General features: G+C 64.5%; 16 protein-coding genes. 12 read left to right on the top strand and 4 right to left on the bottom strand.

Features of this window, described 5'->3' with window-relative positions; all coding sequences use genetic code 11:
• Window positions 1-759 carry a thiol:disulfide interchange protein DsbG gene (gene dsbG / locus ACIP1G_RS24715; RefSeq protein ID WP_400741623.1) on the top strand — a complete coding sequence of 253 codons (759 nt, stop codon included), beginning with the start codon at window positions 1-3 and terminating at the stop codon, window positions 757-759.
• Between the two features lie 319 nt (window positions 760-1,078).
• On the opposite strand, the gene ACIP1G_RS24710 is transcribed toward dsbG, so the two are convergent.
• Window positions 1,079-14,032 (bottom strand): non-ribosomal peptide synthetase, encoded by a 12,954-nt coding sequence (locus ACIP1G_RS24710; RefSeq protein ID WP_400741620.1) that lies wholly within the window; start codon window positions 14,030-14,032, stop codon window positions 1,079-1,081.
• A 902-nt stretch (window positions 14,033-14,934) separates the two neighbouring features.
• Here ACIP1G_RS24710 and ACIP1G_RS24705 point away from each other — a divergent pair.
• Window positions 14,935-15,465: an RNA polymerase factor sigma-70 gene (locus ACIP1G_RS24705; protein ID WP_201207791.1), complete on the top strand. Its 531-nt coding sequence runs from the start codon at window positions 14,935-14,937 to the stop codon at window positions 15,463-15,465.
• 134 nt (window positions 15,466-15,599) lie between these two features.
• Here ACIP1G_RS24705 and ACIP1G_RS24700 read toward each other — a convergent pair whose 3' ends face one another.
• Both ACIP1G_RS24700 and ACIP1G_RS24695 read right to left on the bottom strand, forming a co-directional pair.
• Window positions 15,600-16,613 (bottom strand): GNAT family N-acetyltransferase, encoded by a 1,014-nt coding sequence (locus ACIP1G_RS24700; protein ID WP_400741618.1) that lies wholly within the window; start codon window positions 16,611-16,613, stop codon window positions 15,600-15,602.
• A 63-nt stretch (window positions 16,614-16,676) separates the two neighbouring features.
• Window positions 16,677-17,474 (bottom strand): substrate-binding periplasmic protein, encoded by a 798-nt coding sequence (locus ACIP1G_RS24695; RefSeq protein ID WP_400741616.1) that lies wholly within the window; start codon window positions 17,472-17,474, stop codon window positions 16,677-16,679.
• A gap of 171 nt (window positions 17,475-17,645) precedes the next feature.
• On the opposite strand from ACIP1G_RS24695, the gene ACIP1G_RS24690 reads away from it, so the two are divergent.
• Together ACIP1G_RS24690 and ACIP1G_RS24685 are read left to right on the top strand one after the other, a co-directional pair.
• Window positions 17,646-18,197 carry an exonuclease domain-containing protein gene (locus ACIP1G_RS24690; RefSeq protein WP_400741614.1) on the top strand — a complete coding sequence of 184 codons (552 nt, stop codon included), beginning with the start codon at window positions 17,646-17,648 and terminating at the stop codon, window positions 18,195-18,197.
• Window positions 18,198-18,270: 73 nt separating this feature from the next.
• Window positions 18,271-18,555 (top strand): pyrimidine/purine nucleoside phosphorylase, encoded by a 285-nt coding sequence (locus tag ACIP1G_RS24685; protein WP_003259920.1) that lies wholly within the window; start codon window positions 18,271-18,273, stop codon window positions 18,553-18,555.
• Between the two features lie 144 nt (window positions 18,556-18,699).
• On the opposite strand, the gene ACIP1G_RS24680 is transcribed toward ACIP1G_RS24685, so the two are convergent.
• Window positions 18,700-19,392 carry an alpha/beta family hydrolase gene (locus ACIP1G_RS24680; RefSeq protein WP_400741612.1) on the bottom strand — a complete coding sequence of 231 codons (693 nt, stop codon included), beginning with the start codon at window positions 19,390-19,392 and terminating at the stop codon, window positions 18,700-18,702.
• Window positions 19,393-19,442: 50 nt separating this feature from the next.
• On the opposite strand from ACIP1G_RS24680, the gene ccoN (ACIP1G_RS24675) reads away from it, so the two are divergent.
• The 8 genes from ccoN (ACIP1G_RS24675) to ccoP (ACIP1G_RS24640) all read left to right on the top strand — a co-directional run bounded on the left by ccoN (ACIP1G_RS24675) (window position 19,443) and on the right by ccoP (ACIP1G_RS24640) (window position 26,665).
• Window positions 19,443-20,867, top strand: a complete 1,425-nt coding sequence (ccoN, locus tag ACIP1G_RS24675; protein ID WP_400741609.1) for a cytochrome-c oxidase, cbb3-type subunit I — start codon at window positions 19,443-19,445, stop codon at window positions 20,865-20,867.
• Window positions 20,868-20,880: 13 nt separating this feature from the next.
• Complete coding sequence (ccoO, locus tag ACIP1G_RS24670) at window positions 20,881-21,489, top strand: cytochrome-c oxidase, cbb3-type subunit II (RefSeq protein ID WP_400741607.1); 609 nt, start codon at window positions 20,881-20,883, stop codon at window positions 21,487-21,489.
• Between the two features lie 5 nt (window positions 21,490-21,494).
• The gene (locus tag ACIP1G_RS24665) at window positions 21,495-21,689 is read left to right on the top strand and encodes a cbb3-type cytochrome oxidase subunit 3 (RefSeq protein ID WP_400741606.1); all 195 of its coding nucleotides are present in this window, start codon (window positions 21,495-21,497) and stop codon (window positions 21,687-21,689) included.
• Window positions 21,686-22,627 carry a cytochrome-c oxidase, cbb3-type subunit III gene (gene ccoP, locus ACIP1G_RS24660; protein ID WP_400741604.1) on the top strand — a complete coding sequence of 314 codons (942 nt, stop codon included), beginning with the start codon at window positions 21,686-21,688 and terminating at the stop codon, window positions 22,625-22,627. Before ACIP1G_RS24665 ends, ccoP (ACIP1G_RS24660) begins: the two co-directional genes overlap by 4 nt.
• 783 nt (window positions 22,628-23,410) lie before the next feature.
• A complete protein-coding gene (gene ccoN / locus ACIP1G_RS24655) occupies window positions 23,411-24,853 on the top strand; it encodes a cytochrome-c oxidase, cbb3-type subunit I (RefSeq protein WP_400741602.1) in 1,443 nt (480 codons plus the stop codon).
• Window positions 24,853-25,461, top strand: a complete 609-nt coding sequence (gene ccoO / locus ACIP1G_RS24650; RefSeq protein WP_003254286.1) for a cytochrome-c oxidase, cbb3-type subunit II — start codon at window positions 24,853-24,855, stop codon at window positions 25,459-25,461. The genes ccoN (ACIP1G_RS24655) and ccoO (ACIP1G_RS24650) overlap by 1 nt, the downstream gene beginning before the upstream one ends.
• Window positions 25,462-25,466: 5 nt before the next feature.
• The gene (locus ACIP1G_RS24645) at window positions 25,467-25,688 is read left to right on the top strand and encodes a cbb3-type cytochrome oxidase subunit 3 (protein WP_400741661.1); all 222 of its coding nucleotides are present in this window, start codon (window positions 25,467-25,469) and stop codon (window positions 25,686-25,688) included.
• Entirely contained in the window at window positions 25,685-26,665 is a 981-nt protein-coding gene (ccoP, locus tag ACIP1G_RS24640; protein ID WP_400741600.1) for a cytochrome-c oxidase, cbb3-type subunit III, read from the top strand. Before ACIP1G_RS24645 ends, ccoP (ACIP1G_RS24640) begins: the two co-directional genes overlap by 4 nt.
• Window positions 26,666-26,741: the final 76 nt, after the last annotated feature.

Raw genomic sequence — 26,741 nt, 5'->3', positions numbered from 1 at the left:
ATGCGATTGACTGCACTGCTGCCCCTGTCCCTGGCCCTGCTGGCCGCCCCCGCCTTGCAGGCCGAAGAACTGCCCAAGGGTGTTCAGCAACTGCAAGCCAAGGGCGCCGTGATCAAGGGCAGTTTCGACGCGCCCGCCGGTCTGCGCGGCTACGCCGCCGAGTACCAGAACAACGCCCTGGCCCTGTACCTGACCCCCGACGGCAAGCACGTGCTGGTCGGCAGCCTGTTCGATGAGCAGGGCAAGGACCTGAGCGCAGAGCCACTGGAAAAGCTGGTGTATGCGCCGATGAGCAAGGAAATCTGGGCGAAGATGGAGAAAACCGCGTGGATTGCCGATGGCAAGGCCGACGCGCCACGCAAGGTGTACCTGTTCAGCGACCCCAACTGCCCGTACTGCAACATGTTCTGGGAGCAGGCGCGGCCGTGGGTGGAGTCGGGCAAGGTGCAGTTGCGCCATATCATGGTCGGCATCATCCGCGAGGACAGCCCGGGCAAGTCGGCGGCGCTGCTGGCGGCAAAAGACCCGGCCAAGGCCCTGCAGCAGCATGAGAAGGCCGGCAAGGCCAGCACCCTGAAGGCGCTGGACAAGGTGCCGGACGCCGTGCAGCAGAAGCTGGCGGCGAACATGGCGTTGATGGAAGAAATGGGGTTGCAGGCTACCCCGGCGATTTTTTATCAGGATGAGCAAGGTAACTTGCAAAGCCAGCAGGGGGCTCCGCGGCCGGAGATGCTGGGGAAGATTCTCGGCAAGCGCTGATGCCTGTCTTGATATTTGCAGTGGTGCGTAGATCGAGCGCCGCCCGCGCGGCGCTTCGCGGCTAAAGCCGCTCCTACGTTTGTTTCGGGCCAGTCCCTCCTGTGCCAGGCGCGCGCGACCGCCTTGTTTGCACGACGCGATATCGAGCCATGCGCAAAGGCGTTCGCGCGCAAATGCCACAGGCATAATTGGCCCGAAACAAACGTAGGAGCGGCTTTAGCCGCGAAGCGCCGCGCGGGCGGCGCTCGATTTCCGCCACCCTGAAAACCTCAAGGCGAACCTTTCCGCCCCCCTGCAACCCTCAAGGCGAACCCACCCCCTACAACCCCTCCAGCTCCGCCATCAGGTCACTCAGCCGGTCGACCTTGTCGTCATCCAGCGCACTGCCCTGCAACCCCTGCACATAGGCGGCCAGCTCCTCCACCGTGCTGCACTCGAACATCGCCCGCAACGGCACGTTCAACTGCAATTGCTTCTGCACCCGCGAGGCGATCTGCGTGGCCAGCAACGAATGCCCGCCCAGCTCGAAGAAGTTGTCGTGCACCCCAACCCGCTCAGCCTTGAGCACATCGGCCCAGATACCCGCCAATACCTCCTCCAGCTCGTTGCGCGGCGCCTGGTAGGCCTGGCTGTGCTGGCCACCGATGTCGATGGCCGGCAGGGCCTTGCGGTCGAGCTTGCCGTTGGCGTTGTGCGGCAGCCTGTCGAACCAAGCCCAGTGCAGCGGCACCATGTACTCCGGCAACTCGGCACGCAGGCGTTGCTTGACCTGCTCCAGCAGCGTGACATCGGCGCTGACGCCCTGATGCGCCACCAGGTAGCCGACCAGATGCTTGCCGTTGATGCCTTCCTGCACCCCCACCGCGGCATCGCGGATTTCCGCCTGCTCGTGCAGGCGGGCTTCGATCTCGCCCAGCTCGATACGGTAACCACGGATCTTCACCTGGTGGTCGATGCGCCCGACATACTCCAGCACACCATCAGGACGCTGCCGAGCCAGGTCGCCGGTGCGGTACAGGCGCTCGCCTGGCGTACCATAAGGATGCGGGATGAACGCCAGCGCCGTGCGCACCGGGTCGCCGACATAGCCACGGCCAACACCCGTGCCTGCCACACACAACTCACCCACCGCACCCAACGGCACCAGCGTCTGCTCATCGCCGAACAGGTACAGGCGGTTGTTGTCGGTCGGCGTGCCAATTGGCAGGTAGCTGCCACAGGTCGAGGCGGCATCGACGCGGAAGAACGCCACGTCATCCGAGCACTCCGCCGGGCCATAGGCGTTGACCAGGCCGATCTGCGGGTAACGCTGCAGCCACTGCGCCGCCAGCTCCGGCGGCATGGCTTCGCCGGTCGGTAGCATCCAGCGCAGCCCGTCGAGCGCCTGATGGTCGTTGGCGAGCATGCCCTGGATCAGCGACGGCACACTTTCCAGCACGGTGATGCCGGTGGCCTGCACATGCGCCAGCAGGCCCTGCGGGTCATGGGCGATGGTGTTCGGCACAATCTCCACCTTGGCGCCGAACAGCGGCGCGGCGAGGAACTGCCACACCGAAATATCGAAGCTCTGCGAGGCGGTCTGGGCGATCACGTCCTGCTCGCTCAGCGCCAGGTACGGCAGCTTGCTGAGCTGGTTGTTGAGCATGCCGCGCTGCTCGACCATCACCCCTTTCGGCAGGCCGGTGGAGCCTGAGGTATAGATCACATAGGCAAGGTTTTCCGGCCCGCTGTGGATGCCCGGGTTGTGGCTGGCAACCGCGCTGGCCTGGGTTTCTTCCCAGACCAGCAACTGCGGCCGTACCGCTGTTTCCAGTTCTGCCAACAACTGCCGCCCCTGCTCGGCACAGGCCGCGCTGCACACCAGCACCGGCGTGCGGCTGAGCTGGATGATGCTCTGCAGGCGCGCTGCCGGCAGGCCCGGGTCCAGCGGCAGGTAGCCGGCACCCGCCTTGAAGCTGCCGACGATCATGCCCAGCAACGGCAAGCCGCGCTCGGCCAACAGTGCCACTGGCTGGTCCACGTTCACACCCGCCGCGATCAGCGCATGGCCCAGGCGGTTGGCCGCCAGGTTCAGCCCGGCGTAGTCATAGGATGCTTCCAGGCAACGGGCCACAGTACGCTGCGGATGCGCGGCCACTTGTGCTTCGAACTGCGCGATGTAGCTCTGCTCCAGCGGGTAAGCCCGTTCGGTACGGTTGCAGTCTTCCAGAAGGAAGCGCTGTTCTTCGGTGCCAAGCAACGGCAGTTCACCCACCTCCCCTTCAAAGCCCTGCACCAGCGCCAGCAGCAGGCGCTTGAACTCGGCCAGCAGGCGTTCGACGGTCGGGTAGTCGAAGTAGCGCTGGTCGAACGACAAGTGCAGGCCCAGGTCATCACCCGGGTAGCACACTGCGGTCAGCGGGAAGTTGGTGTGGGTACGGCCCGAGTCGGAGCTGGCGTTCAGGTGCTGGGCATGGTCGAGCACGGCGGTTTCCACCGGGGCGTTCTCGAACACGAACAGGCTGTCGAACAGCGGCTGGCCCTTGGGCAGTTCGCTGCAGTCCTGGATCGCCACCAGCGGCAGGTATTCGTACTCGCGCAGTTCCATGTTGCTTTGCAGCAGGCCCTGCAGCCATTGGCGTACGCTGCAGCGCTCACCGGCCACCGGCAACTGCACGCGCAAGGCGACGCTGTTGATGAACAGCCCGACAGTGCGCTGCATCTGCGGCATGCTCACCGGGCGCCCGGCCACGGTCACGCCAAAGGCCACGTCGCGGTCGCCGCTGTAGCGCGCCAGCACCAGCGCCCAGGCCGCCTGGGCGAAAGTGTTGACGGTGAGCTGGTGGGCCTGGGCCAGTTCGCGCAGGCACACGCCATCGCTGACGTCCAGGCGGGTGTAGCAGTCGCCGACGACCATGCCGCTGCCGGCGTGGTCATGCCGCAATGGGCGGTCGCTGGGGATCGCCGTGGCGCGTTCGAAGCCGGCCAGGTTGGCCTGCCACCAGGCACGCGCGTCGTCCAGGCCCTGGCGTTGCAGCCAGCCGATGTAGTCGCGATAACGCGGCGGCACCGGCAGCTGTGCCTGGCGGCCCTCGCCGAGGGCCTGGTAGACCTCGAAGAAGTCGTTCATCAACAGCGAGCGGCACCAGGCATCGATCAGGATGTGGTGGTTGCTCATCATGAACCAGTAGCGCGTGTCGGCCACGCGCACCAGGCGCAGGTGGAACGGTGCTTCGCTAAGCAACTCGAAACCGGCCTCGCGCTCCTGCTTGTGCAGGGCTTGCAGGCGCTGTTCCTGGGCATCGTCAGCAAGTTCGCGCCAGTCCTGGTAGTCCAGCGCCAGGTTGCCCGGTTTGTGGATGATCTGCAGCATGGCCTCGCCGCTGTTCCAGCTGAACGAGGCGCGCAACGCTTCATGGCGCGCCACCACGGCCTGCCAGGCCTGGGCGAAGCGTTCAGGGTCCAGCGCGCTGTTGATGCGGTAGCGGTCTTGCATGTAGTACAGGCCGGTGCCCGGCTCCAGCAGGGTGTGCAGCAGCATGCCCTCTTGCATCGGGGTCAGCGGATAAACGTCCTCGATCTGCGCAGCCGGCACCGGCAGCGCGTCAATCTGCGCCTGGGTCAGGTGCGCCAGCGGGAAGTCCGACGGGGTGAAGCTGCCATTGCCCTCGGCCAGGCAATGCGCGACCAGCGCCAGCAGCTCCTGGCGATAGGCTTCGGCCAGGTTTGCGATGGTCTGTTCATCATAGCGTTCGGCACTGAAGGTCCAGCGCAGTTGCAGGGCGCCGCCATACACCTGGCCATCGACGCTCAGCCAGTTGGGCAGTGGTGCATCGAGGTCATGAGCCAGGCCGGCCGGGGCATCCAGCGGCTGGAACAGGGCCGCGCTGTCGAACTGCTGGTCGAACTGGCCAAGGTAGTTGAAGGTGATGCGTGCCTGCGGCAAGGCCGCCATCTGCTCGCGCCCGGCATCTTCCGCCAGGTAGCGCAGCACGCCGTAACCCAGCCCTTTGTGCGGCACCTGGCGCAGCTGCTCCTTGATGCGTTTGATCGAGCCGGCCCGCGCAGCTTCGTCTTCACCCGGCAGCGGGCGCAGGCTCAGCGGGTAGGCATTGGTGAACCAGCCGACGCTGCGGGTCAGGTCCATGTCTTCGAACAGCCCGTCACGGCCGTGGCCTTCAAGCTGCACCAGCACTTCTTCGTCACCGCTCCAGCGGCACAAGGCCCGCGCCAGCGCAGTCAGCAGCAAGTCGTTGACCTGGGTGTGGTAGGCCGCCGGGGCCTGTTGCAGCAACTGCCGGGTCTGCTCCACATCCAGGCCGATGGCCAGGGTATGGGCGTGGCGGTGCAAGTTGCCGCCCTGCGGGTGATCGCACGGCAGTTCGCGGCGCACGCCACCCAGCTGGCCTTGCCACCAGCCCAGCTCGTCGCGCAGCGAATCGCTGCCGGCATAGCTGGCCAGGCGCGCGGCCCAGTCGCCCATGGCGTGGGTCTTGGCCGCCAGTGGCTGGCCGCGGTACAGCGCCTGCAGGTCTTCCAGCAGCACGCGCCAGGACACGCCATCGACCACCAGGTGATGGATCGCCAGCAACAAGCGCTGGCTGCCCTGCCCGTCTCGCACCAGCAAGGCGCGCAGCAGCGGGCCCTGTTGCAGGTCGAGGCTGCGCTGCACATCGCTGTACAGCGCCTGGCAATTGGCGAAGTCGGTGACGGTGGCGGTCCACAGCAATTGCTCTGTGGCAGGCTGGGCGTAGGCGGCCAGCCGGCGGTTACCGGCCTCGCTGAAATGCAGGCGCAGGCTGTCGTGGTGTTGCACCAGTGCGGCCAACGCCTGAGCCAGTACCGTTTCATCCAGCGGCTGACGTGCCTCCAGCAACACGGCCTGGTTCCAGTGCTGCGGCTGCGGCACTTCACTGTCGAAGAACCAGTGCTGGATCGGCGTCAGGCCGATCTGGCCCTGACGCAGGCCCTGCTCGATGTCGCTGCTGGCTTCGCTACGCTGAACCACTGCCGCCAAGGTCTGGATGGTCTGATGCTGAAACAGGTCACGCGGGGTGAACTGCAAACCCGCCTGACGGGCCCGGCTGACCACCTGGATCGACAAGATCGAGTCGCCACCCAGTTCGAAGAAGTTGTCCTGCACGCCAACCTGGGCAACGTTGAGCACATCGCGCCAGATCTGCGCCAATTGTGCCTCCACCTCATTGCCAGGAGCCTGGTATTGCTGGCGTGCCTGCTCAAGGTCTGGCAGCGGCAGTGCGCGGCGGTCGAGCTTACCGTTACCCATCAGTGGCAGGCTGTCGAGCAGTACCAGGTGCGCGGGCACCATGTAGTCCGGCAAGTGCTGGCGGGCATCGGCCTTGACCGCTTCGCGCAACAGGCTTTGTGCCTCGCTTTCGGCGCAGGCCTGTTTGCACACCAGGTAGCCCACCAGTTGCTTGCCACCTGGCAAATCAAGGGCCAGCACCACGGCTTCGTCGACATCGGCATGCGCTTGCAGGCGGCTTTCGATTTCGCCCAGCTCAATGCGGAAGCCACGAATCTTCACTTGCTGGTCGGCACGGCCGACATACTCCACCAGGCCATCGCTACCCAGGCGCACCAGATCACCCGTGCGATACAGGCGCCCACCTTCGGTGCTGAACGGGTCGGCAACGAAGCGCTCGGCGCTGAGGCCCGGCCGGTCGTGATACCCCTGGGCCAGGCCGGCACCGCCGACATACAGTTCACCAATGCCGCCTTGCGGCAACAGGGCCAGGTCTTCATCGAGGATGTACGCCGTGCGGTTACCAATGACGCGGCCGATCGGCACGCTGCCAAGCTCCGCTGGCATAACTTCTGGTGCCAGGCAGGCCAGCGGCATGACCACGGTTTCGGTCGGGCCGTAGGCGTTGAAGAACTGCTGCGGGGCAAAGGCCTGGCGAATACGCTGCAGGTGCTCGCCGGTCAGCGCTTCGCCACCGGTAATCACCAGGCGCACCGGCAATTGTTCGCCCTGCCCGGCCAGGTACTGCGCCAGCTGGCTGCCGTAGCTAGGGGTAAAGCCGAGGATGCTGACCTGCTGCTCACGCACCAGTTGGCAGATTTCCTCGGCGCCCCACTGTCCCTGGGCGCGCAGTACCACGCGGGCACCGCACAGCAGCGGTACCCACAGGCGCTCGCTGGCAGCGTCGAAGTTGATTGAATAGAAGTGCAGCTCGCAGTCATCGCTGCGCATGCCGAATTCGGCAATCACCGCCTGGCAGTGCATGGCGAATTCGCCATGGCTGACCACCACGCCCTTGGGCTTGCCGGTGGAGCCGGAGGTGTAGATCAGGTAGGCCTGGTGCTGCGGCAGGCTGAGGTTGTCGAGTGGCGCATCGCTGTAGGCCGACAGGCTGGCGGCGTCGTCTTCCAGGCTCCAGCGCGCCACGCCGTCGGGCAGCTCGCCCAGGGTTTGCAGCAGCGCGCGCTGGCTCAGCAGCAGGCCGATGCGGCTGTCTTCGATCATGTAGCGCAAGCGGTCGAGCGGGTACTCAGGGTCCAGCGGCACATAGGCGCCGCCAGCCTTGAGGATGGCCAGCAGGCCGACGACCATTTCCAGCGAACGCTCCAGCGCCAGGCCCACGCGCACCTGCGGACCGACGCCCCGCTCGCGCAGGGCGCGGGCCAGGCGGTTGGCTTGCTGGTCGAGCTCGGCGTAGGTCATGTGCTGGCTGGCAAAGGTCAGCGCACCGGCCTGTGGCGTGCGTGCGGCCTGGGCGGCGAACAGGCCGTGCAAGGTCTGGTCGAGGTCGAAATCGTGCTCGCCCTGCAACTGGCCCACCAGCACCTGCTGCTCGGCATTGCTCAGCATCGGCAGCTGGCACAGACGCTGTTGCGGGTTATCCAGCAGGCCGACCAGCAGTTGCTGCCAGTGCTCGGCCATGCGCGCAATCCGCGGCTCGTCGAACAAGTCGCGGCTGTAGGTCAGGCAGCAACCCAGGCGGCCATCAAGGTCGGTCACTTCCAGGTACAAGTCGAACTTGGTGGCACTGGCGTCGTTGACCAGGTAATCCACCTGCATGCCGGCCAGGGTGCGGCTTTGCTGGAAGGCCCAGCGCTGCACGTTGCACATCACCTGGAACAGTGGGTTATAGGCGCTGCTGCGCGGTGGCTGCAGGGCCTCCACCAGCTGGTCGAACGGCAGGTCCTGATGCGACTGGCCTTCGATCGCGGCCCGGCGCATCTGCTCCAGCAGTGCGCTGGCGGTCATTTGCCCGTCCAGCTCGCAACGCAGCACCTGGGTGTTGAGGAAGGCGCCAATCAGCCCTTCGCTTTCCGGGCGGATGCGGTTGGCTACCGGCGCACCGATGCGCAAGTCGCGCTGGCCGCTGTAGCGGTGCAGCAAGGCGGCCAGGGTGGCGGTCATGGTCATGAACAAGGTCAAGCCGCGCTGGCTGTTGAAGGCATGCACGCGGGCGACCAGCGCTGGGTCGAGCTCGAAGCGGTACAGCTCGCCACGGTGGCTCTGCACGGCCGGGCGCGGGCGGTCGGCGGGCAACGCCAGCACCGGGTGTTCATCACCCAGGCGGTCTTTCCAATAAGCCAACTGGCGGGCGCCCTCGCCGCTTTCCAGCCATTGCCGTTGCCACACGCTGTAGTCCAGGTACTGCACCGGCAGAGGTGCCAGCGGCGACTCGCGGTCATCGACGAAGGCCTCGTACAGCTCGCCCAGTTCGCGGGCGAAGATGTCCATTGCCCAGCCTTCGGTGACGATATGGTGCAGGGTCAGCACAAAGAAGTGCTCGCGCTCCTCGGCCTTGACCAGGCAGGCGCGCAGCAGCGGGCCGCGCTCCAGGTCGAACGGCTGGTGCGCCTGGTCGTCGGCCAGTTGTTGCAAGCGTTGCTGGCGGGCATCGGCAGGCAATGCGCTGAAGTCCTGCCAGTCGAGGTGCAGGCCGCTGTCTTCGGCGACGCACTGGTACGGCACGCCATCGATGCTGGGGAAGGTGGTGCGCAGGGTTTCATGGCGCACGATCAGCGCCTGCAACGCGCGCTCGAAGGCGTCCACATGCAAGGTGCCGCGCAGGCGCGCCATGCCGCCGACGTTGTACGCCGGGCTGTCCGGCTCCATTTGCCAGAGGAACCACATGCGCTGCTGCGAGTACGACAGCGGCACCGCCTGGCGGCGGTCGACGCGGGTGATTTCGCCTTGCAGATTGTGCTCACCGGCGTCGCGGATACGCGCGATCTCGGCACAGAACGCGCCCAGTTCGCTGGCTTCAAACAGCGCCTTGAGCGGCAGCTCGACGTCGCAGGCCTGGCGACTGCGGGAAACGATCTGGGTGGCCAGCAACGAGTGGCCACCGAGGGCGAAGAAGTCATCCTGCAGGCCGACGCGCGGCAGGTTCAGCACTTCGCGCCAGATGGCGGCAACCTGCTGTTGCAGTTCGGTTTGCGGCTCGACGTGATCACGCTGCTGCCACACCGGGGCCGGCAGTGCCTTGCGGTCGACCTTGCCGCTGGGTCCTATTGGCATCTGTGCCAGCGGAATGAGTTGCGCCGGCACCATGTACGCCGGCAGTTGCTCACCCAGTACCGCCAACAAGGCTTCAGGCTGGGCGCTGCCGCTGTAGTAGCCGACCAGTTGCGCGCCAACAGCGTCCTTGTGGATCAGCACCAGCGCCTGCTCGACACCCGCTTGCGTCAGGAGGCACGCCTGGACCTCTTCGGGTTCCACGCGGAAACCACGCACCTTCACCTGCTGGTCGAGGCGGCCGAGGTATTCCAGGGCCTCAAGCTGTACCTGCCAGCGGGCACGGTCGCCACTGCGGTACAGGCGCTGGCCATTGCCATCGGCCTGCGGCACGAAGCGCTCGGCGGTAAGGCCGGGGCGGCCCAGGTAGCCACGGGCCAGGCCCGCGCCACCAAGGTACAGCTCGCCCGGCACGCCTGGGGCAGTGAGTTCAAGCTCGTCGTCCAGCACGCGGCACAGCACATTGCCCAGCGGACGACCGATAGGCGAACGCTCGCCATCCGTGGCTTGGCAATGCCAGTGGGTGACGTTGATGGCGGTTTCGGTCGGGCCGTAGCGGTTGTGCAGTTGCACTTGTGGCAGCACTTGCAGCACACGGTCGCGCAGTGCTGCAGACAATGCTTCGCCACCCGAGAACAAGCGCCGCAGGCTGCTACAAGCAACTGCCTGCGGCTCCTGGACAAACACCTGCAACAGCGGCGGCACGAAGTGCAGCGTGGTCACACCATGGGCCTGGACCAGTTCGGCGATGCGCTGCGGGTCACGGTGTTCACCGGGGCCGGCGAGCACCAGCTTGCAGCCGGTGATCAATGGCCAGAAGCACTCCCACACCGAAACGTCGAAACTGATCGGTGCCTTTTGCATTAGTACGTCGCTGTCGTTCAGCGCATAGGTGGCCTGCATCCATTGCAGGCGCTCGGCCAGCGCCGCGTGGGTGTTGCCCACGCCTTTGGGCTGGCCGGTGGAACCGGAGGTGTAGATCACATAGGCCAGGTTGTCGCCGTGCAAGTGCAGGCCCGGGGCATGGCAGGGCCAGCTGTCCAGGTGCAACTGGTCGAGGGCGATGGCGCTGACACCATCGACCTGCGGCAGCTTGCCCAGCAGGCTGCTGTGGCTCAGCAGCAGGCCGGCGTTGCAGTCGGCGAGCATGTAGGCCAGGCGCTCGGCTGGGTAGTCGACGTCCAGTGGCACGTAGGCGCCACCGGCCTTGAGAATGGCCAGCAGGCCGACCAGCAACTGCGGCGAGCGCTCGATGGCAATTGCTACGCAGGTGTCGGGGCCGACGCCTTTGTCGCGCAGGTAGTGGGCCAGGCGGTTGGCCTGCTGGTGCAGCTCGGCGTAATCCAGGCTGCCGCCCTCCCACGCCAGGGCGGTGCGCTGCGGGGTCAGGCGTGCTTGCTCGTTGAGTTGTTCAACCAACAGCTGTTGCGGCGCGGCGGTCGCTGCCTGGCCCCAGCCCAGCAGCTGGGCGCGGCCCGCCTCGTCGAGCAATTGCACCTCGCCCAACGCCCGTTGCGGTGCGGCGCACACCTGCTCCAGCAGCGCCAGCAGGTGCCCAGCCAGGCGCTTGATGGTACTGGCATCGAACAGTTCGGCGGCATAGTCGAAGGCCAGGCTCAGGCGGCCCTGGTGGTCTTCTTCGCTGTGCAGTTGCAGGTCGAACTTGGCTTCGCGGCTGTGCCACGGCAGCTCTTCGGCCAGCAGGCCCGGCAGGCGGCGCAGCGCCGACAGGTCGCGTTGCTGGTGGTTGAACATGACCTGGAACAGGCCCTGTTCACGGGCTTCGGGCAAGGCTTCGACCAGCTGTTCGAACGGCAGGTCCTGGTTGGCCTGGGCCTGCAGGGTGGCCTGGCGCGCCTGGGCCAGCAACTGGGTGAACGGCAGGCGACCATCGAGTTGTGCGCGCAGCACCTGGGTGTTGATGAAGAAACCGACCATGCCTTGGGTTTCCAGGCGTGGGCGGTTGGCGTTGGGCACGCCAACGCGGATATCGGCCTGGCCGCTGTAGCGCTGCAGCAGCGCCTGCCAGCCGGCCAGCAGGACCATGAACAGGCTGGCCTGCTGCTCCCGGGCCAGGCCTTTGAGGGCGCCGGTAAGCTTGGCAGGCACCTTGAGGTTGAAACGTGCAGCGCTGAGCGCGCGCTGGCTGGCGCGCGGGTGATCGGTGCACAGGTCGAGCACCGGCAGTTCATCACCCAGGTGGGCCTTCCAGTATTGCAGTTGGCGCTCGGCCTCACCGTCGGCCAGCCATTGGCGCTGCCAGGTGCCATAGTCGGCGTAACCCAAGAGCAGCGGTGCCAGATTAGCCTGTAGGCCTTGGCAGTGAGCCGCGTACAGTTTGGCGAACTCGTCGAGCAGGATGTTCAGCGACCAGCCATCGGCAACGATGTGGTGCAGGGTCACCCACAGCTGATGGTCTTCGTCGTCCAGGCGGGCCAAGGTCACGCGCAGCAAGGGGCCCTGGGTCAGGTCGAACGGCTGGCGGGCCTCGGTTTCACGCTGGGCGGTGACCTGTTCGGGCGCCTGGCCTTCGAGGTCGAGGCGGAACAGGTTGAACGGCTGCTGAGGCAGGACACGCTGCAGCGCTTGACCGCCCTCTTCACTGAACACGGTACGCAGCGATTCGTGGCGCGCCACCAGTGCCTGGAAGGCCGCTTGCAGGGCACTTTCATCCAGTTCGCCACGCAGGTGCAGCCCGGCCGGAATGTTGTAGGCCGCCGATTGCGGTTGCAGTTGCCACAGCAGCCACAGGCGGTTTTGCGCCAGCGACTGGGGCAGCGCCTGGGCGCGTTCCAGGGTGACAATGGCTGCCGCCTGCGCACCGCCTTCGGCGAGCATTGTGGCCACGGCATTGCTGTAGTCGGCCAGCACCGGGGCTTCGAACAAGGTGCGCAGGCTAAGGTTGATGCCCAGCTGGTCGGCCAGGCGCGCAGTGGCCTGGGTGGCGGCGATGGAGTTGCCACCCAGCAGCAGGAAGTGGTCGTCGACCGCCACCGTTTCTACCTTGAGAATGTCGCGCCACACAGCGGCGATACGCGCCTGCAGTTCATCGCCCGCTGGCTCAGCGGCAACAGCCTCGCTCAGATCAGGAAAGCGCGCGTAGCAATCCAGGCTGCCATCGTCCATGCGCAGGCGGCAGGCCGAGCGTTGCAGCTTGCCGCTGGAGGTCTTCGGCAGCGCGCCCGGGTTCAGCAGCAGGACCACGGCCGGGGCCTGGCGGCAGGCTTCGGCAATCACCTGGCGCAGGGTCTTGATCAGGTCCTGGGGCTTGATGGCTTTCTGCACGTTGCGGCTGATCTCCACCGCCACGCCGATGCCCTCCTCGCCCTGGTGCTCGACGGCAAACACCGCCACCCGGCCTTTGCGCAGCACTTCCACTTCGCGCTCAAGGGTTTGTTCCAGGTCCTGCGGGTACAGGTTCTGCCCGCGCACGATCAGCATGTCTTTCAGGCGCCCGGTGACGAACACTTCGCCCTCACGCATGAAACCCAGGTCACCGGTACGCAGCCAGGTCTGGCCGTCCATTGCGACGAAGGTGCGCGCGCTGGCTTCGGGGTTGCGCCAGTAACCCAGGGCAATGCTCGGGCCACCGGCCCAGATTTCACCCACCTGGTTGTCGCCCAGCACCTGCAGCTGCTGCGGCTCGACGATGCGTACCGCATGCCCCGGCTGCGGGTAGCCGCAGCTCATCAGTACGCTGCCTGTGCCCGATTCGGCGCGGTTGCCGGCGAAGGCTTTGGCGTCCAGCTCCAGCGCAGGGATGCCCTGGCCACGGCGGCTGCCACTGACGAACAGGGTGGCTTCGGCCAGGCCGTAGCTGGCGAAGAAGCTTTGCGAGTCGAAGCCGCAGGCCTGGAACTTGTCGGCGAAGGCCGCCAGGCTGTCCTGGCGGATCGGTTCGGAGCCGGAATAGGCCACGCGCCAGCGGCTCAGGTCGAGCCCGGCCAGCGAGGCCTCGCTGACCCGCTCGCTGCACAGGCGGTAGGCAAAGTCGGGGCCGCCGCTGATGGTGCCGCCGTACTCGCTGATGGCCTGCAACCAGCGCAGCGGCCGGGCGAGGAAGTAACCCGGCGACATCAGCACGCACGGCACGCCGCTGAAGATCGGCTGCAGCAGGCCGCCGATCAGGCCCATGTCGTGGTACAGCGGCAGCCAGCTGACGATCACGTCGTCGGGGTTGAGGTCGATGCCAAAGCCACAACGGATCAGCTGCTCGTTGGCCACCAGGTTGCCATGGCTGACCTGCACGCCTTTGGGCAGCGCGGTGGAGCCGGAGGTGTATTGCAGGAAGGCGATGTCATCACCCTTGAGCGCGGGCTCGCGCCAGCTCGCTGCCCGCGCCGGGTCCAGGCCATCCACCGCCAGCAGTTCGGGGGCGTTGTCGGCCGCCAGGGCCTCCAGGCCTTGCAGGCTGCCCTGCAGCGCCGCAACAGTCAGCAGCAGGCGCGGCTCGGCGTCGTCGATGATCGACAGCAAACGCTCCTGGTGGTGCTGACGCGCGGACTCCGGCGGGTAGGCCGGCACCGCGATCACGCCCGCATACAGGCAGCCAAAGAACGCGGCCACGTAGTCTGGCCCGCTGGGGAACAGCAACACGGCACGGTCACCAAAGCTGGCGCGCGCCTGCAAGGCCGCAGCGATGGTGCGCGCACGCTGGTCGAGGTCCCGGTAGCTGAGCACCGCCTGCTCGCCGGGAGCGTCAGCCAGAAAGCGCAAGGCAATGCTATCCGGGGTTTGCGCGGCGCGTTGCGCCAGGGCCTGGACCAGCGAGAGCGGGAGTTCGAAGGCGTCCGTCATGGGGTGTTCCTGCCAGTGTCTGGTTGGGGCGGGCCGGCTGCTCCGCGAACGTGGGCGGGCAGTGCACGGCGGCCGGGATGTACACAGGGGAACGGATGGGCGGGGAGAGAAATTAGCGGGGTTGGAAAGTGCCTGCCTTGAGAGAGTGTCTGGGCGATAAGGTGCCTGCCTTGAGAAAGTGTCAGGGTGACAAGGTGCCTGCCTTGAGAGGTGTGTCGCCTGGGAGATCGAGCGCCGCGAGGTGTTCGCCGATGTATTTTCAGCGCCTGTGAGATCGAGCGCCGCCAAGTGTTCGCCGATGTATTTTCAGCGCCTGTGAGATCGAGCGCCGCCAAGTGTTCGCCGATGTATTTTCAGCGCCTGTGAGATCGAGCGCCGCCCGCGCGGCGCTTCGCGGCTAAAGCCGCTCCTACGTTTGTTTCGGGCCAGTCCCTCCTGTGCCAGGCGCGCGCGACCGCCTTGTCCGTACGACCCGATATCGAGGTGTACGCCAAGGCGTTCGCGCGCAAATCCCACAGGAATGATTGGCCCGAAACAAACGTAGGAGCGGGTTTACCCGCGAAGCGCCGCGCGGGCGGCGCTCGATCTCACAGGCGACAAACCTCTCAAGGCAGGCACCTTGTCGCCCTGACACTCCCTCAAGGCAGGCACCTTATGGCCCCGACACTCCCTCAAGGCAGGCACCTTATGGCCCCGACACTCCCTCAAGCCATGCACCTTCCAGCCCCACACAATTCCCCTAACCCACCCACCCCACCCACAACCCCTTAGAACCGAAATCACATGAAACCAATTACACTTCGCATTTGACAATCATTATCATTCTGAATAGTTTGTCGCACGTCGTAGGAAGCTTCCCAGCCTTGGGCGCCTCCTTTCCCCTCTGTGACAAGGTGATTTCCATGGCGGAACAACTATCCACAAGTAAGTGCGATTCACCATTACTGCAGGCCTTTGTCGACAACCGCAGCATTCTGGTCAAGATCGCTGCCCGCATCACCGGCTGCCGCTCGCGCGCCGAAGATGTGGTGCAGGACGCCTTTTTCCGGCTCAGCGCCGCCCCGCAGATCACCTCGTCGTTCAAGGCGCAGTTGAGCTACCTGTTCCAGATCGTGCGCAACCTGGCCATCGACCATTACCGCAAGCAGGCGATGGAGCTGAAGTACTCCGGCAGCGAGGAGGAAGGCCTGAATGTGGTCATCCAGAACGCCTCGCCCGAAGCCACCCACATCAACCTCGCCGCGCTGGACGACATTGCCGAAGCGCTGAACGAACTGCCGCAGCGCACCCGCTATGCCTTCGAGATGTACCGCCTGCATGGCGTGCCGCAGAAGGACATTGCCAAGGAGTTGGGGGTGTCGCCGACACTGGTCAACTTCATGATCCGCGATGCACTGGTGCATTGCCGCAAGACGGCCAACCGGCAGGCTTGAGTTGCATCTCAAGATCCCGCCCCCTGTGGGAGCGGGTTCACCCGCGAACACCGGCTTAGCCGGTGCCATACACCGAGTTAAATTCTTCGCGGGTAAACCCGCTCCCACAGGGCGCAAAGCGGCCCCATGGGCCCTCAAACCAGCTTGCAACGCTCGAAAAACCGCTCCCGCCCCAGAATCATCAGCGCCGCCCGCTTGTGCGGGAAGTCGAACTCCTTGTCGCAATGGAAGCACTGGTCATGCATGTAACCGATCATCTTGCCGTTGTCGGCACGTGGCTCGGCCACTACTCGCTGGGTACGCGGGTCATCCAGGAACAGGTAGTGCACCAGCGCCGATAGCCAGCTGGCCACCTTGTGCGGCCCGCGATGGCTCTCCTCCCCTACCAGCATGTGGATGCCACGGTCGTAGTCATCGGCCGGGTAGAACGGCGCAATGCGGTCTTCCTTTGCCCAGTACGCCTCGAAGTAGGCAAACGGCTGGTCATCGAAGCAGCCGATCAAGGTCAGGGTATGCGGGTCGGCCTCAAGTTTGTCCAGGTACTCACGGTGTTGCGCAAGTGTGCCGCCCTCCTGCCAGAAAGCCTCTACACGGGGGTTGTTCTGCCAGCGGTTGAAGCGCTCCAGGTCGTGCTCGATCTCCAGGGTACGCAGCGACACCCAGCTGCCCAGCCGCGCATCGAAGCGCCGGTACACTTCGCCACGGGGCTTGGGCGCGCGGCGCGGGTGGCGCTTGCCGTTGCTGATCTGCATTTGCTGCGGGTACACCGCAGCCTCCGACTCGCCCAGCCAAGGCTGTGGCAATTGCCAGAACAGCGCCCGCTCGCACAGGTATTCACCCGGCCTTTCCCCTGCCAGCAGCAGGCCACTGGACAACGCTTGTGGCAGCGCCTCGGGCAAATGCCAGGCCAGGCGCTGGCAGGCCGTGTCGCGCGACAGCAGCCAATAACAGGCGGCCCACAGGGCCTGATAAGGGCGCTCGGGGCAAAGGTTTTCAAGATGAACCTGCAAGGTGGCGCCTGCCTCCAGGCGCAACTGGATCAACGGGCGGCCTTCAAGGGTGAGGCTCAGCCAGCTGTCGCCCTCCTCGGCACTGAGGCTGCGCCAGCGTGGCGGTGAATGTGGCTGCGAAGCGGCATCGAACGGCATGGGCTTGACTCACGCAAATGAAGAAAAGGCTCACTGCTGAGAACGTTGCTGCAGTCCGGGAATTTAGTCCTTTGGCAAGGTGACCATGATGCGATAGGGCTCGAAGATGCGCGCCAGTTCACCGCTGTCGCGCAGGTCTCGCAGCAGGCCGGCGAACGACTGCTCGCCAATAGGCGCACCCGGGCGCAACAAGGCGTAGTGGTGATAGACCTGGTCGATGCGTTGCGAGGGCACCAGTAGCGCCCGGCTGGCCGGGTTGCGGGCCAGAAAATCGCTGAGGTAGGAGCGCGTGACCAGCGCGATGTCGGCGCGGCCGGCCTGCACCATCAGCAGGTTGCTGTCGTGGGAATAGGTAAGCGTCGCCTTGTAGGCCTTGCGCAGGTAGTCCGGGTCGGGGTTGAAGCCGGCGAACGCATAGTGATAGCCGTTGAACAGCGCCAAACGTTTGCCGTTCAGGTCGTCGAAGAAATGCTGGTCACGGCCGTTGACCTGGCGGGCAACGAACACTTCGGCATCTTCCAGGCCCATGTCCACGGTCTGGTGGGCGATTTGCTGCCAGCCCCATTGCGGGTTCTCGAAAATGGCCATGTCGGTGCGGCCTTGCTGGAAGTCACCAAAGCGCCGCTGGATGGAGGTGGGCACCAGGACGAAGTGGTAGCCCTGCTGCAAACGGTTGAGCGCCTCGACCAGCTGCGGCAGCAGGCCGGTGTCGGCACCCTGCTCGGGGCGCACGGTATAGGGCGGGAAATGCGCAGCACCAACCCTGACTTCGATCGCGTCGGCAGCCCATGCCGGCACCGCCAGCCAGGTCACGGCCAGCAGCATCAGGGTGGACAAGGCCTTGAGGGGCGCTGGAGTCAAGACGGACACTCATCACAATTCATGCCTGGATCCGTCTAAGCTAGGCGTTTTCGGGGGGCGACACAACTACAGGTTCCTGCTCTTTATGCCAAAGCAGGCGGCAAAATGCCAGGGGGTGCCGTATGCCCGCACATTGGCTACGCTCTAGCAGGATCTGCAAGGGAGCCTGGTATGGGCCATTGGTTGGTGATCGACCTGGAGGCCACCACCGATGAGGGTGGGTGGCCGGTCACAGAGATGGAAGTCATTGAAATCGGCGCAAGCCTGGTTACCCGCGAAGGACGTGAGGTCGACCATTTCCAGCGTTTCGTGCGGCCTCGGCGGCGGCCGCAGCTGACCCCGTTTTGCCGCGAGCTGACTCACATCAGCCAGGCCAGCGTGGACAGTGCCGCGCCTTTTCGCGAGGTCTGGGCAAACTTTGAGCGCTGGCTTGGGCACCACCGTGGGCAACTGCAGGCCTGGGTCAGCTGGGGCGACTACGACCGCCAGCAACTGCACCAGGAATGGCAACAGCACGGGCTCGACAGCTTGCTGCGCACGTTGCCGCATATCAACCTCAAGCAACGCTTTGCCAAGGCCCGCCACCTGCAGCGCCCAGCCGGCCTGAACGGTGCCCTGCAACTGGCCGGCATGCACTTTTGCGGGCAACAGCACCGGGCCCTGGAAGATGCGCGCAACACGGCGCGATTGCTGCCGTTGACCCTACCGGCGAACAGCACCTGAAAGCAGATGACGGGGCCTGTGGGCTTGGGCATACTGGCCAGCCCTTTTTCATCCCCCCTTTCAGGAGTCGCCCATGTTCCAGGTCAACGAGTACTTCAACGGCACCGTCAAGTCGATCGCATTCGCGGGCGAAGAAGGCCCGGCCACTGTCGGCGTGATGGCCCCGGGTGAATACGAATTCGGCACTGCCAAGCGCGAGATCATGCACGTGGTTTCCGGTGCCCTGACCGTGAAACTGCCAGGTAGCGACAACTGGGAAACCTTCAAAGCCGGCGACAAGTTCAATGTACCGGCTGACAGCAAGTTCCAGCTGCAGGTGAAGGTGGATACCGCCTACCTGTGCGAGTACCGCGACTAATTCACTGCTGCTGGCACGCTCGTTGTAGGAGCGGCCTTGTGTCGCGAAAGGGCTGCGAAGCGGCCCCAGGGCCTCAGCTTCGCAGCCTGAATTGCCGGGGCCGCTATGCGGCCCGTTCGCGACACAAGGCCGCTCCTACAAAAATCAGCCACCCAAGAAGTTTGCAACTCTTTCCGCCGCCGCCTGCAAATGCTGCTCATGGCTGAACCCCGAGGCCTTCAGCGGCTTCAGGTCATGGTCCCCCGCCACTAGCCAGCTCACCTCGATCGCCGGCGACAACGCATAGCCCGCCACCGCCTCGCGGTTACCCAACGCATCGCGCTCGCCCTGCACGATCAACGTAGGCGTCTTCAAACCAGCCAGGTGCTCCACCCGCGGTTTTTCCGGCTTGCCCACCGCATAGAACGGATAACCCAGGCACACCAGCGCATCCACACCCAATTCGTCGGCCAACAGGCTGGCCATGCGCCCGCCCATGGACTTGCCGCCCACCGCCAGCTTGCCCGCGACCAAAGGTCGCACCTGCCGGTACACCTCGCGCCAGCACTCCAGCAACACCTTCTGCGGGTTCGGCGGCCGCTTGCCGCCGGTAACCCTGCGCTCGGCCATGTACGGAAACTCGAAGCGCACGACCGCTACCCCAAGCGCCGCAAGCCTTTGCGCCATTTCGTCCATGAACCCGCTGTCCATTGGCGCACCTGCGCCATGGGCCAGGATCAGGCAGCCCTTGTAGCCGTCTTTACCTTCAACCTGCGGAAGATCGCAGCGCAAGCCTGGGACATTTCCGACCTTCGCCCATTGATCCCCGTCAATACCGGCAATTTGCCCATTAATCATGCTTGCCTCGCTGTAAAGCCTGCCAAATAACCGTGGATGGGAACCCATACATGAACACAACCAGCAGTACCGCCTATAACTACAAGGTGGTCCGCCAATTCGCCATCATGACGGTGGTGTGGGGAATCGTCGGGATGGGGCTCGGCGTCTTCATCGCCGCCCAGCTCGCCTGGCCTTCCCTCAACTTCGACCTCCCCTGGACCAGCTTCGGCCGCCTGCGCCCCCTGCATACCAATGCGGTGATCTTCGCCTTCGGCGGCTGCGCGCTGTTCGCCACCTCCTATTATTCGGTGCAACGCACCTGCCAGACCACCCTGTTCGCACCAAAGCTGGCTGCGTTCAGTTTCTGGGGCTGGCAACTGGTGATCCTGCTGGCGGCCATCAGCCTGCCGCTGGGCTACACCAGCTCCAAGGAATACGCCGAACTGGAATGGCCGATCGATATCCTGATCACCATTGTCTGGGTGAGCTACGCCATCGTGTTCTTCGGCACGCTGATGAAGCGCAACACCAAGCACATCTACGTGGGTAACTGGTTCTTCGGTGCTTTCATCCTGACCGTGGCGTTGCTGCACATCGTCAACAACCTGGAGCTGCCCGTCAGCCTGACCAAGTCGTACTCGGTCTACGCCGGCGCTACCGACGCCATGGTGCAGTGGTGGTACGGCCACAACGCCGTGGGCTTCTTCCTGACCGCGGGCTTCCTGGGGATGATGTACTACTACGTGCCCAAGCAGGCCGAGCGCCCGGTGTACTCCTATCGCCTGTCGATCGTGCACTTCTGGGCGCTGATCACCCTGTACATCTGGGCTGGCCCGCACCACCTGCACTACACCGCCCTGCCTGACTGGGCGCAGTCGCTGGGCATGGTGATGTCGCTGATCCTGCTGGCGCCCAGCTGGGGCGGCATGATCAACGGCATGATGACCCTGTCGGGCGCCTGGCACAAACTGCGCAGCGACCCGATCCTGCGCTTCCTGGTGGTGTCGCTGGCGTTCTACGGCATGTCCACTTTCGAAGGGCCGATGATGGCCATCAAGACGGTCAACGCGCTGTCGCACTACACCGACTGGACCATCGGCCACGTCCACGCCGGCGCCCTCGGCTGGGTAGCGATGATCTCGATCGGCGCGCTGTACCACACCATCCCTAAAGTGTTCGGCAAAGAGCGCATGTACAGCCTCGGCCTGATCAACGCGCACTTCTGGCTGGCCACCATCGGCACCGTTCTGTACATCGCCTCGATGTGGGTCAACGGTATCGCCCAGGGCCTGATGTGGCGCGCAGTCAACAGCGACGGCACGCTCACCTACTCGTTCGTGGAAACCCTGGTGGCCAGCCACCCAGGCTTCATCGTGCGCTTCGTCGGCGGTGCGATCTTCCTCAGCGGCATGTTCCTGATGGCCTGGAACACCTGGCGCACCGTGCGTTCGCCGGCGCTCGATGTCGCCCCTGCGAACGCCCAGCTGGCTTGAGGAGACTTGCCTGATGAAACATGAAGTCATCGAGAAAAACGTCGGCCTGATGGCGCTGCTGATGGTATTTGCCGTCAGTATCGGCGGCCTGACCCAGATCGTCCCGCTGTTCTTCCAGGACGTCACCAACAAGCCGGTGGAAGGCATGAAGCCCTACACCGCGCTGCAACTGGAAGGCCGCGATATCTACATCCGCGAAGGCTGCGTGGGCTGCCACTCGCAGATGATCCGCCCGTTCCGCGCCGAAACCGAGCGCTACGGCCACTACTCGGTGGCCGGCGAGAGCGTGTGGGACCACCCGTTCCTGTGGGGTTCCAAGCGTACCGGGCCGGACCTGGCCCGGGTCGGTGGCCGCTACTCGGACGACTGGCACCGTGCGCACCTGTACAACCCGCGCAACGTGGTACCGGAGTCGAAAATGCCGTCGTACCCGTGGCTAGTCGCCGAACAGGTGGATAACAGCCACACCGACGTGAAGATGCGCACCCTGCGCACCCTGGGCGTGCCGTACACCGACGACGACATTGCCGGGGCCCGCGACGCCGTCAAGGGCAAGACCGAAATGGACGCGCTGGTCGCCTACCTGCAGGTGCTTGGCACCGCGATCAAGAACAAGAGGTGAGAGCGATGGAAATGGACATCGGCATGATCCGCGGCCTGGGCACCCTGGTGGTGATGATCGCCTTTATCGGCCTCTCCCTGTGGGTATTCAACCGCCGCCGCGACCGTGATTTCGCCGAAGCAAGCCTGCTGCCCTTCGTCGACGACCGCCTGCCCTCGGTAGGGCAGGAACCTGCTGCAAAAAGGAGTAACGGGCAATGACCACCTTCTGGAGTACGTACATCAGCGTACTGACCATCGGTAGCCTGATTGGCCTGACCTGGCTGCTGCTTGCTACCCGCAAGGGCCAGAGCAACAACACCACCGACCAGACCATGGGCCACAGCTTCGACGGTATCGAGGAGTATGACAACCCGCTGCCCAAGTGGTGGTTCTGGCTGTTCGTCGGCACCCTGGTGTTCGCGGTCGGCTACCTGGTCCTCTACCCGGGCCTGGGCAACTGGAAAGGCATTCTGCCGGGCTATGAAAATGGCTGGACCGGTGCCAACGAATGGCAGAAGGAAATGGACAAGGCCGATGCCAAGTTCGGGCCGATCTTCGCCAAATACGCCGCCATGCCGGTGGAGGAAGTGGCCAAGGACCCGCAGGCGCTGAAAATGGGCGGTCGCCTGTTTGCCTCCAACTGCTCGGTGTGCCACGGCTCGGACGCCAAGGGCGCCTTTGGCTTCCCCAACCTCACCGACAAGGACTGGCGCTGGGGCGGCGAAGCGGAAACCATCAAGGCTTCGATCATGAACGGCCGTCATGGCGTGATGCCGGCCTGGGCCGAGGTGATTGGCGAGCAGGGCGTGGCCGATGTGGCTGCGTTCGTGCTGACCAGCATGGACGGCCGTGAACTGCCAGAAGGCGCCAAGGCCGATCCGGCCAAGGGCAAGGAAATCTTCGCCGGCAACTGCGTGGCCTGTCACGGGCCGGAAGGCAAAGGCACCCCGGCCATGGGCGCGCCAGACCTGACCCATCCGCAGGCGTTCATCTATGGTTCGAGTTTTGCCCAGTTGCAGCAGACCATTCGTTATGGTCGCCAGGGGCAGATGCCGGCGCAGTCTGAGATTCAGGGTAATGACAAGGTGCACTTGCTGGCGGCGTATGTGTATAGCCTGTCGCAGGATACGGCTGCTGAGGCTGTGACTGCGCAGTGAGTTCGCCGGGAGAGATGCAGCGCCTGTGAGATCGAGCGCCGCAGGTGTTCACCGCAACATGTTCAGCGCCTGTGAAATCGAGCGCCGCCCGCGCGGCGCTTCGCGGCTAAAGCCGCTCCTACGTTTGTTTCTGGCCAATTATTCCTGTGGGATTTGCGCGCGAACGCCTTGGCGCATGTCTCGATATCGCGTCGTACAAACAAGGCGGTCGCGCGCGCCTGGCACAGGCGATACTGGCCTGAAACAAACGTAGGAGCGGCTTTAGCCGCGAAGCGCCGCGCGGGCGGCGCTCGATTTCACAGGCGCTGAACATGTTGCGGCGAACACCTGCGGCGCTCGATATCCGCCCCACCATAACCATTGAACCCTACACACCCGCCCCACCATAACCATCAAACCTTACACCCCGCCCCCCCCCTTAACTCTCAAACCATACACGCCGCCCCACCGCCCCCGCCCCCTCCTCCCTTGCACCCCCTCCGAACAGAACTAAGCTTGTTGCCTCAGTGGGCTTCGCGCCGAAAGGACCGAAGCAGACGCGGCGCATAGCCTGTCGCCGTCCCGAAAAAAGCTTGACCGAACGATCAGAAAAATGTGAAAAACGGTACACATTACAAGTATTTATTTGTGTACAATCGGCCGAACCCGATCACTGCGGGACATCAGTGAACGGGCTCGGACACGGGTCGGCGTACCAAAGTTGCGTTGCGGTAACCTTGCTGGTTATCAATACTGGCGCCGATTTTTCGACCAACAAGAACATCAAAACCGTGGAACCTTAGAATGAGCACAGCAATCAGTCCGACTGCTTATAACTATAAGGTCGTCCGCCAGTTCGCCATCATGACGGTGGTCTGGGGGATCCTTGGCATGGGCCTCGGCGTCTTCATCGCCTCGCAGCTGGTATGGCCGCAACTGAACCTGGACCTGCCCTGGACCAGCTTCGGCCGCCTGCGCCCGCTGCACACCAACCTGGTGATCTTCGCCTTCGGGGGCTGTGCGCTGTTCGGCACCAGCTACTACGTGGTGCAGCGCACCTGCCAGACCCGGCTGATCTCCGACAGCATGGCCGCCTTCACCTTCTGGGGTTGGCAGGCAGTGATCGTCGGCGCGCTGATCACCCTGCCGATGGGCTTCACCACCACCAAGGAATATGCCGAGCTCGAGTGGCCGCTGGCAATCCTGCTGGCCATCGTCTGGGTCACCTACGGGCTGGTGTTCTTCGGCACCATCGTCAAGCGCAAGACCAAGCACATCTACGTCGGCAACTGGTTCTACGGTGCCTTCATCGTGGTCACCGCGATGCTGCACATCGTCAACCACATCTCGCTGCCAGTGAGCCTGTTCAAGTCGTACTCGGCTTACTCCGGCGCCACCGACGCGATGATCCAGTGGTGGTACGGCCACAACGCCGTGGGCTTCTTCCTCACCACCGGCTTCCTGGGGATGATGTACTACTTCGTGCCCAAGCAGGCCGAGCGGCCGATCTACTCGTATCGCCTGTCGATCGTGCACTTCTGGGCGCTGATCACCCTGTACATCTGGGCCGGCCCGCACCACCTGCACTACACCGCCCTGCCGGACTGGGCGCAGTCGCTGGGCATGGTAATGTCGATCATCCTGCTGGCACCCAGCTGGGGCGGCATGATCAACGGCATGATGACCCTGTCCGGTGCCTGGCACAAACTGCGCACCGACCCGATCCTGCGCTTCCTGGTGGTGTCGCTGGCGTTCTACGGCATGTCCACCTTCGAAGGCCCGATGATGGCCATCAAGACCGTGAACTCGCTGTCGCACTACACCGACTGGACCATCGGCCACGTCCACGCCGGCGCCCTCGGCTGGGTAGCGATGATCTCGATCGGTGCGGTGTACCACATGATCCCGCGCCTGTACGGCCGCGAGCAGATGCACAGCGTCGGCCTGATCAACGCGCACTTCTGGCTGGCCACCATCGGTACCGTGCTGTACATCGCCTCGATGTGGGTCAACGGCATCACCCAAGGCCTGATGTGGCGCGCCATCAACGATGACGGCACCCTCACCTACTCGTTCGTCGAAGCCCTGCAGGCCAGCCACCCTGGCTATATCGTCCGCGCCCTGGGCGGTGCGTTCTTCGCCAGCGGCATGCTGCTGATGGCCTACAACGTGTTCCGTACCGTACGTGCCGCCAACCCGGCACAGGCTGAGGAAGCCGCCAAGATCGTCGTTGTGGGAGCGCACTGATGAAGCATGAAGCCGTCGAGAAGAACATAGGCCTGCTGGCCTTCTTCATGGTCATCGCCGTGAGCGTCGGTGGCCTGACCCAGATCGTCCCGCTGTTTTTCCAGGACGTCACCAACAAACCGGTCGAAGGCATGAAGCCGCGCACCGCGCTGGAGCTGGAAGGCCGCGATATCTATATCCGCGAAGGCTGCGTGGGCTGCCACTCGCAGATGATCCGCCCGTTCCGTGCCGAAACCGAGCGCTACGGCCACTACTCGGTGGCCGGCGAGAGCGTGTGGGACCACCCGTTCCTGTGGGGCTCCAAGCGTACCGGGCCGGACCTGGCCCGGGTCGGTGGCCGCTACTCCGATGACTGGCACCGTGCGCACCTGTACAACCCGCGCAACGTGGTACCGGAATCGAAGATGCCGTCCTACCCGTGGCTGGTCGAGAACAAGCTCGACGGCAAGGACACCGCGAAGAAGATGGAAGTGCTGCGCACACTCGGCACGCCGTACACCGACGCCGACATTGCCGGCGCGCGTGACGCGGTCAAGGGCAAGACCGAAATGGACGCCATTGTCGCGTACCTGCAGGGTCTTGGCACCATCATCAAGAGCAAACGGTGACGCTGATGGATATCGGGATGATTCGCGGCCTGGGCACCGTCGTGGTGATGGTGGCCTTCGTGGGCCTGGCGCTGTGGGTGTTCAACCCACGGCGTAAAAAGGACTTCGACGAAGCGACCCAACTGCCCTTCGCGGATGACCCCTCCGCCTGCCGCCACGTCGAGCACGAGCACGAGCACGAGCACGAGCACGAGCACGCAAAAGCTTCTGGGAGCAAAAAACAATGACAACCTTCTGGAGTCTGTACGTAACCGTCCTGACCCTGGGCACCATCTTCTCGCTGACCTGGCTGCTGCTGTCGACCCGCAAGGGCCAGCGCGAAGAGGTTACCGACGAAACCGTCGGGCATGCCTTCGATGGCATCGAGGAATACGACAACCCACTGCCGAAATGGTGGTTCTGGCTGTTCGTCGGCACCATCATCTTCGCCCTCGGCTACCTGGTGCTGTACCCGGGCCTGGGCAACTGGAAAGGCATCCTGCCGGGCTACTCGTACCTGGATACCGACAAGCAGACCGAGTTTTCCAACGGCCAACCGGGCTGGACCGGCGTGCACGAGTGGGAAAAGGAAATGGCCAAGGCCGACGCCCGCTTCGGGCCGATCTTCGCCAAGTTCGCCGCCATGCCGCTCGAGGAAGTAGCCAAGGACCCGCAGGCGCTGAAAATGGGCGCACGGCTGTTCGCCTCCAACTGCTCGGTGTGCCACGGTTCCGACGCCAAGGGCGCCTTCGGCTTCCCCAACCTGACCGACAACGACTGGCGCTGGGGCGGCGAGCCAGACACCATCAAGACCACCATCATGGGCGGCCGCCACGGCGTGATGCCGGCCTGGGCCGAGGTGATCGGTGAACAGGGCGTGGCCGACGTGGCCGCGTTCGTGGTCAGCAAGCTGGACGGCCGCACGCTGCCGGAAGGCGCAAAGGCCGATGCCGAGAACGGGCAGAAGATCTTCGCCGCCAACTGCGTGGCCTGCCACGGCCCGGAAGGCAAGGGTACGCCAGCCATGGGCGCGCCGAACCTGACCCATCCGCAGGCGTTCATCTACGGTTCGAGCTTTGCCCAGTTGCAGCAGACCATTCGTTATGGCCGCCAGGGGCAGATGCCGGCGCAGGAGCAGATGCAGGGTAACGACAAGGTGCACCTGCTGGCGGCTTATGTTTACAGCCTGTCGCACAAGGACCAGGAACAGGCCAAGGCTGATTAAGGCAGGTCTGGCCTCTTCGCGGCTAAAGCCGCTCCTACAACGATCGCGGTCAATTGTAGGAGCGGCTTTAGCCGCG

The organism is Pseudomonas sp. NPDC089392 (assembly GCF_044749595.1).
GTDB lineage: Bacteria > Pseudomonadota > Gammaproteobacteria > Pseudomonadales > Pseudomonadaceae > Aquipseudomonas.
Note: the sequence above shows the minus strand (reverse complement) of the source record. Positions and strands in the feature narration are given on the sequence as shown.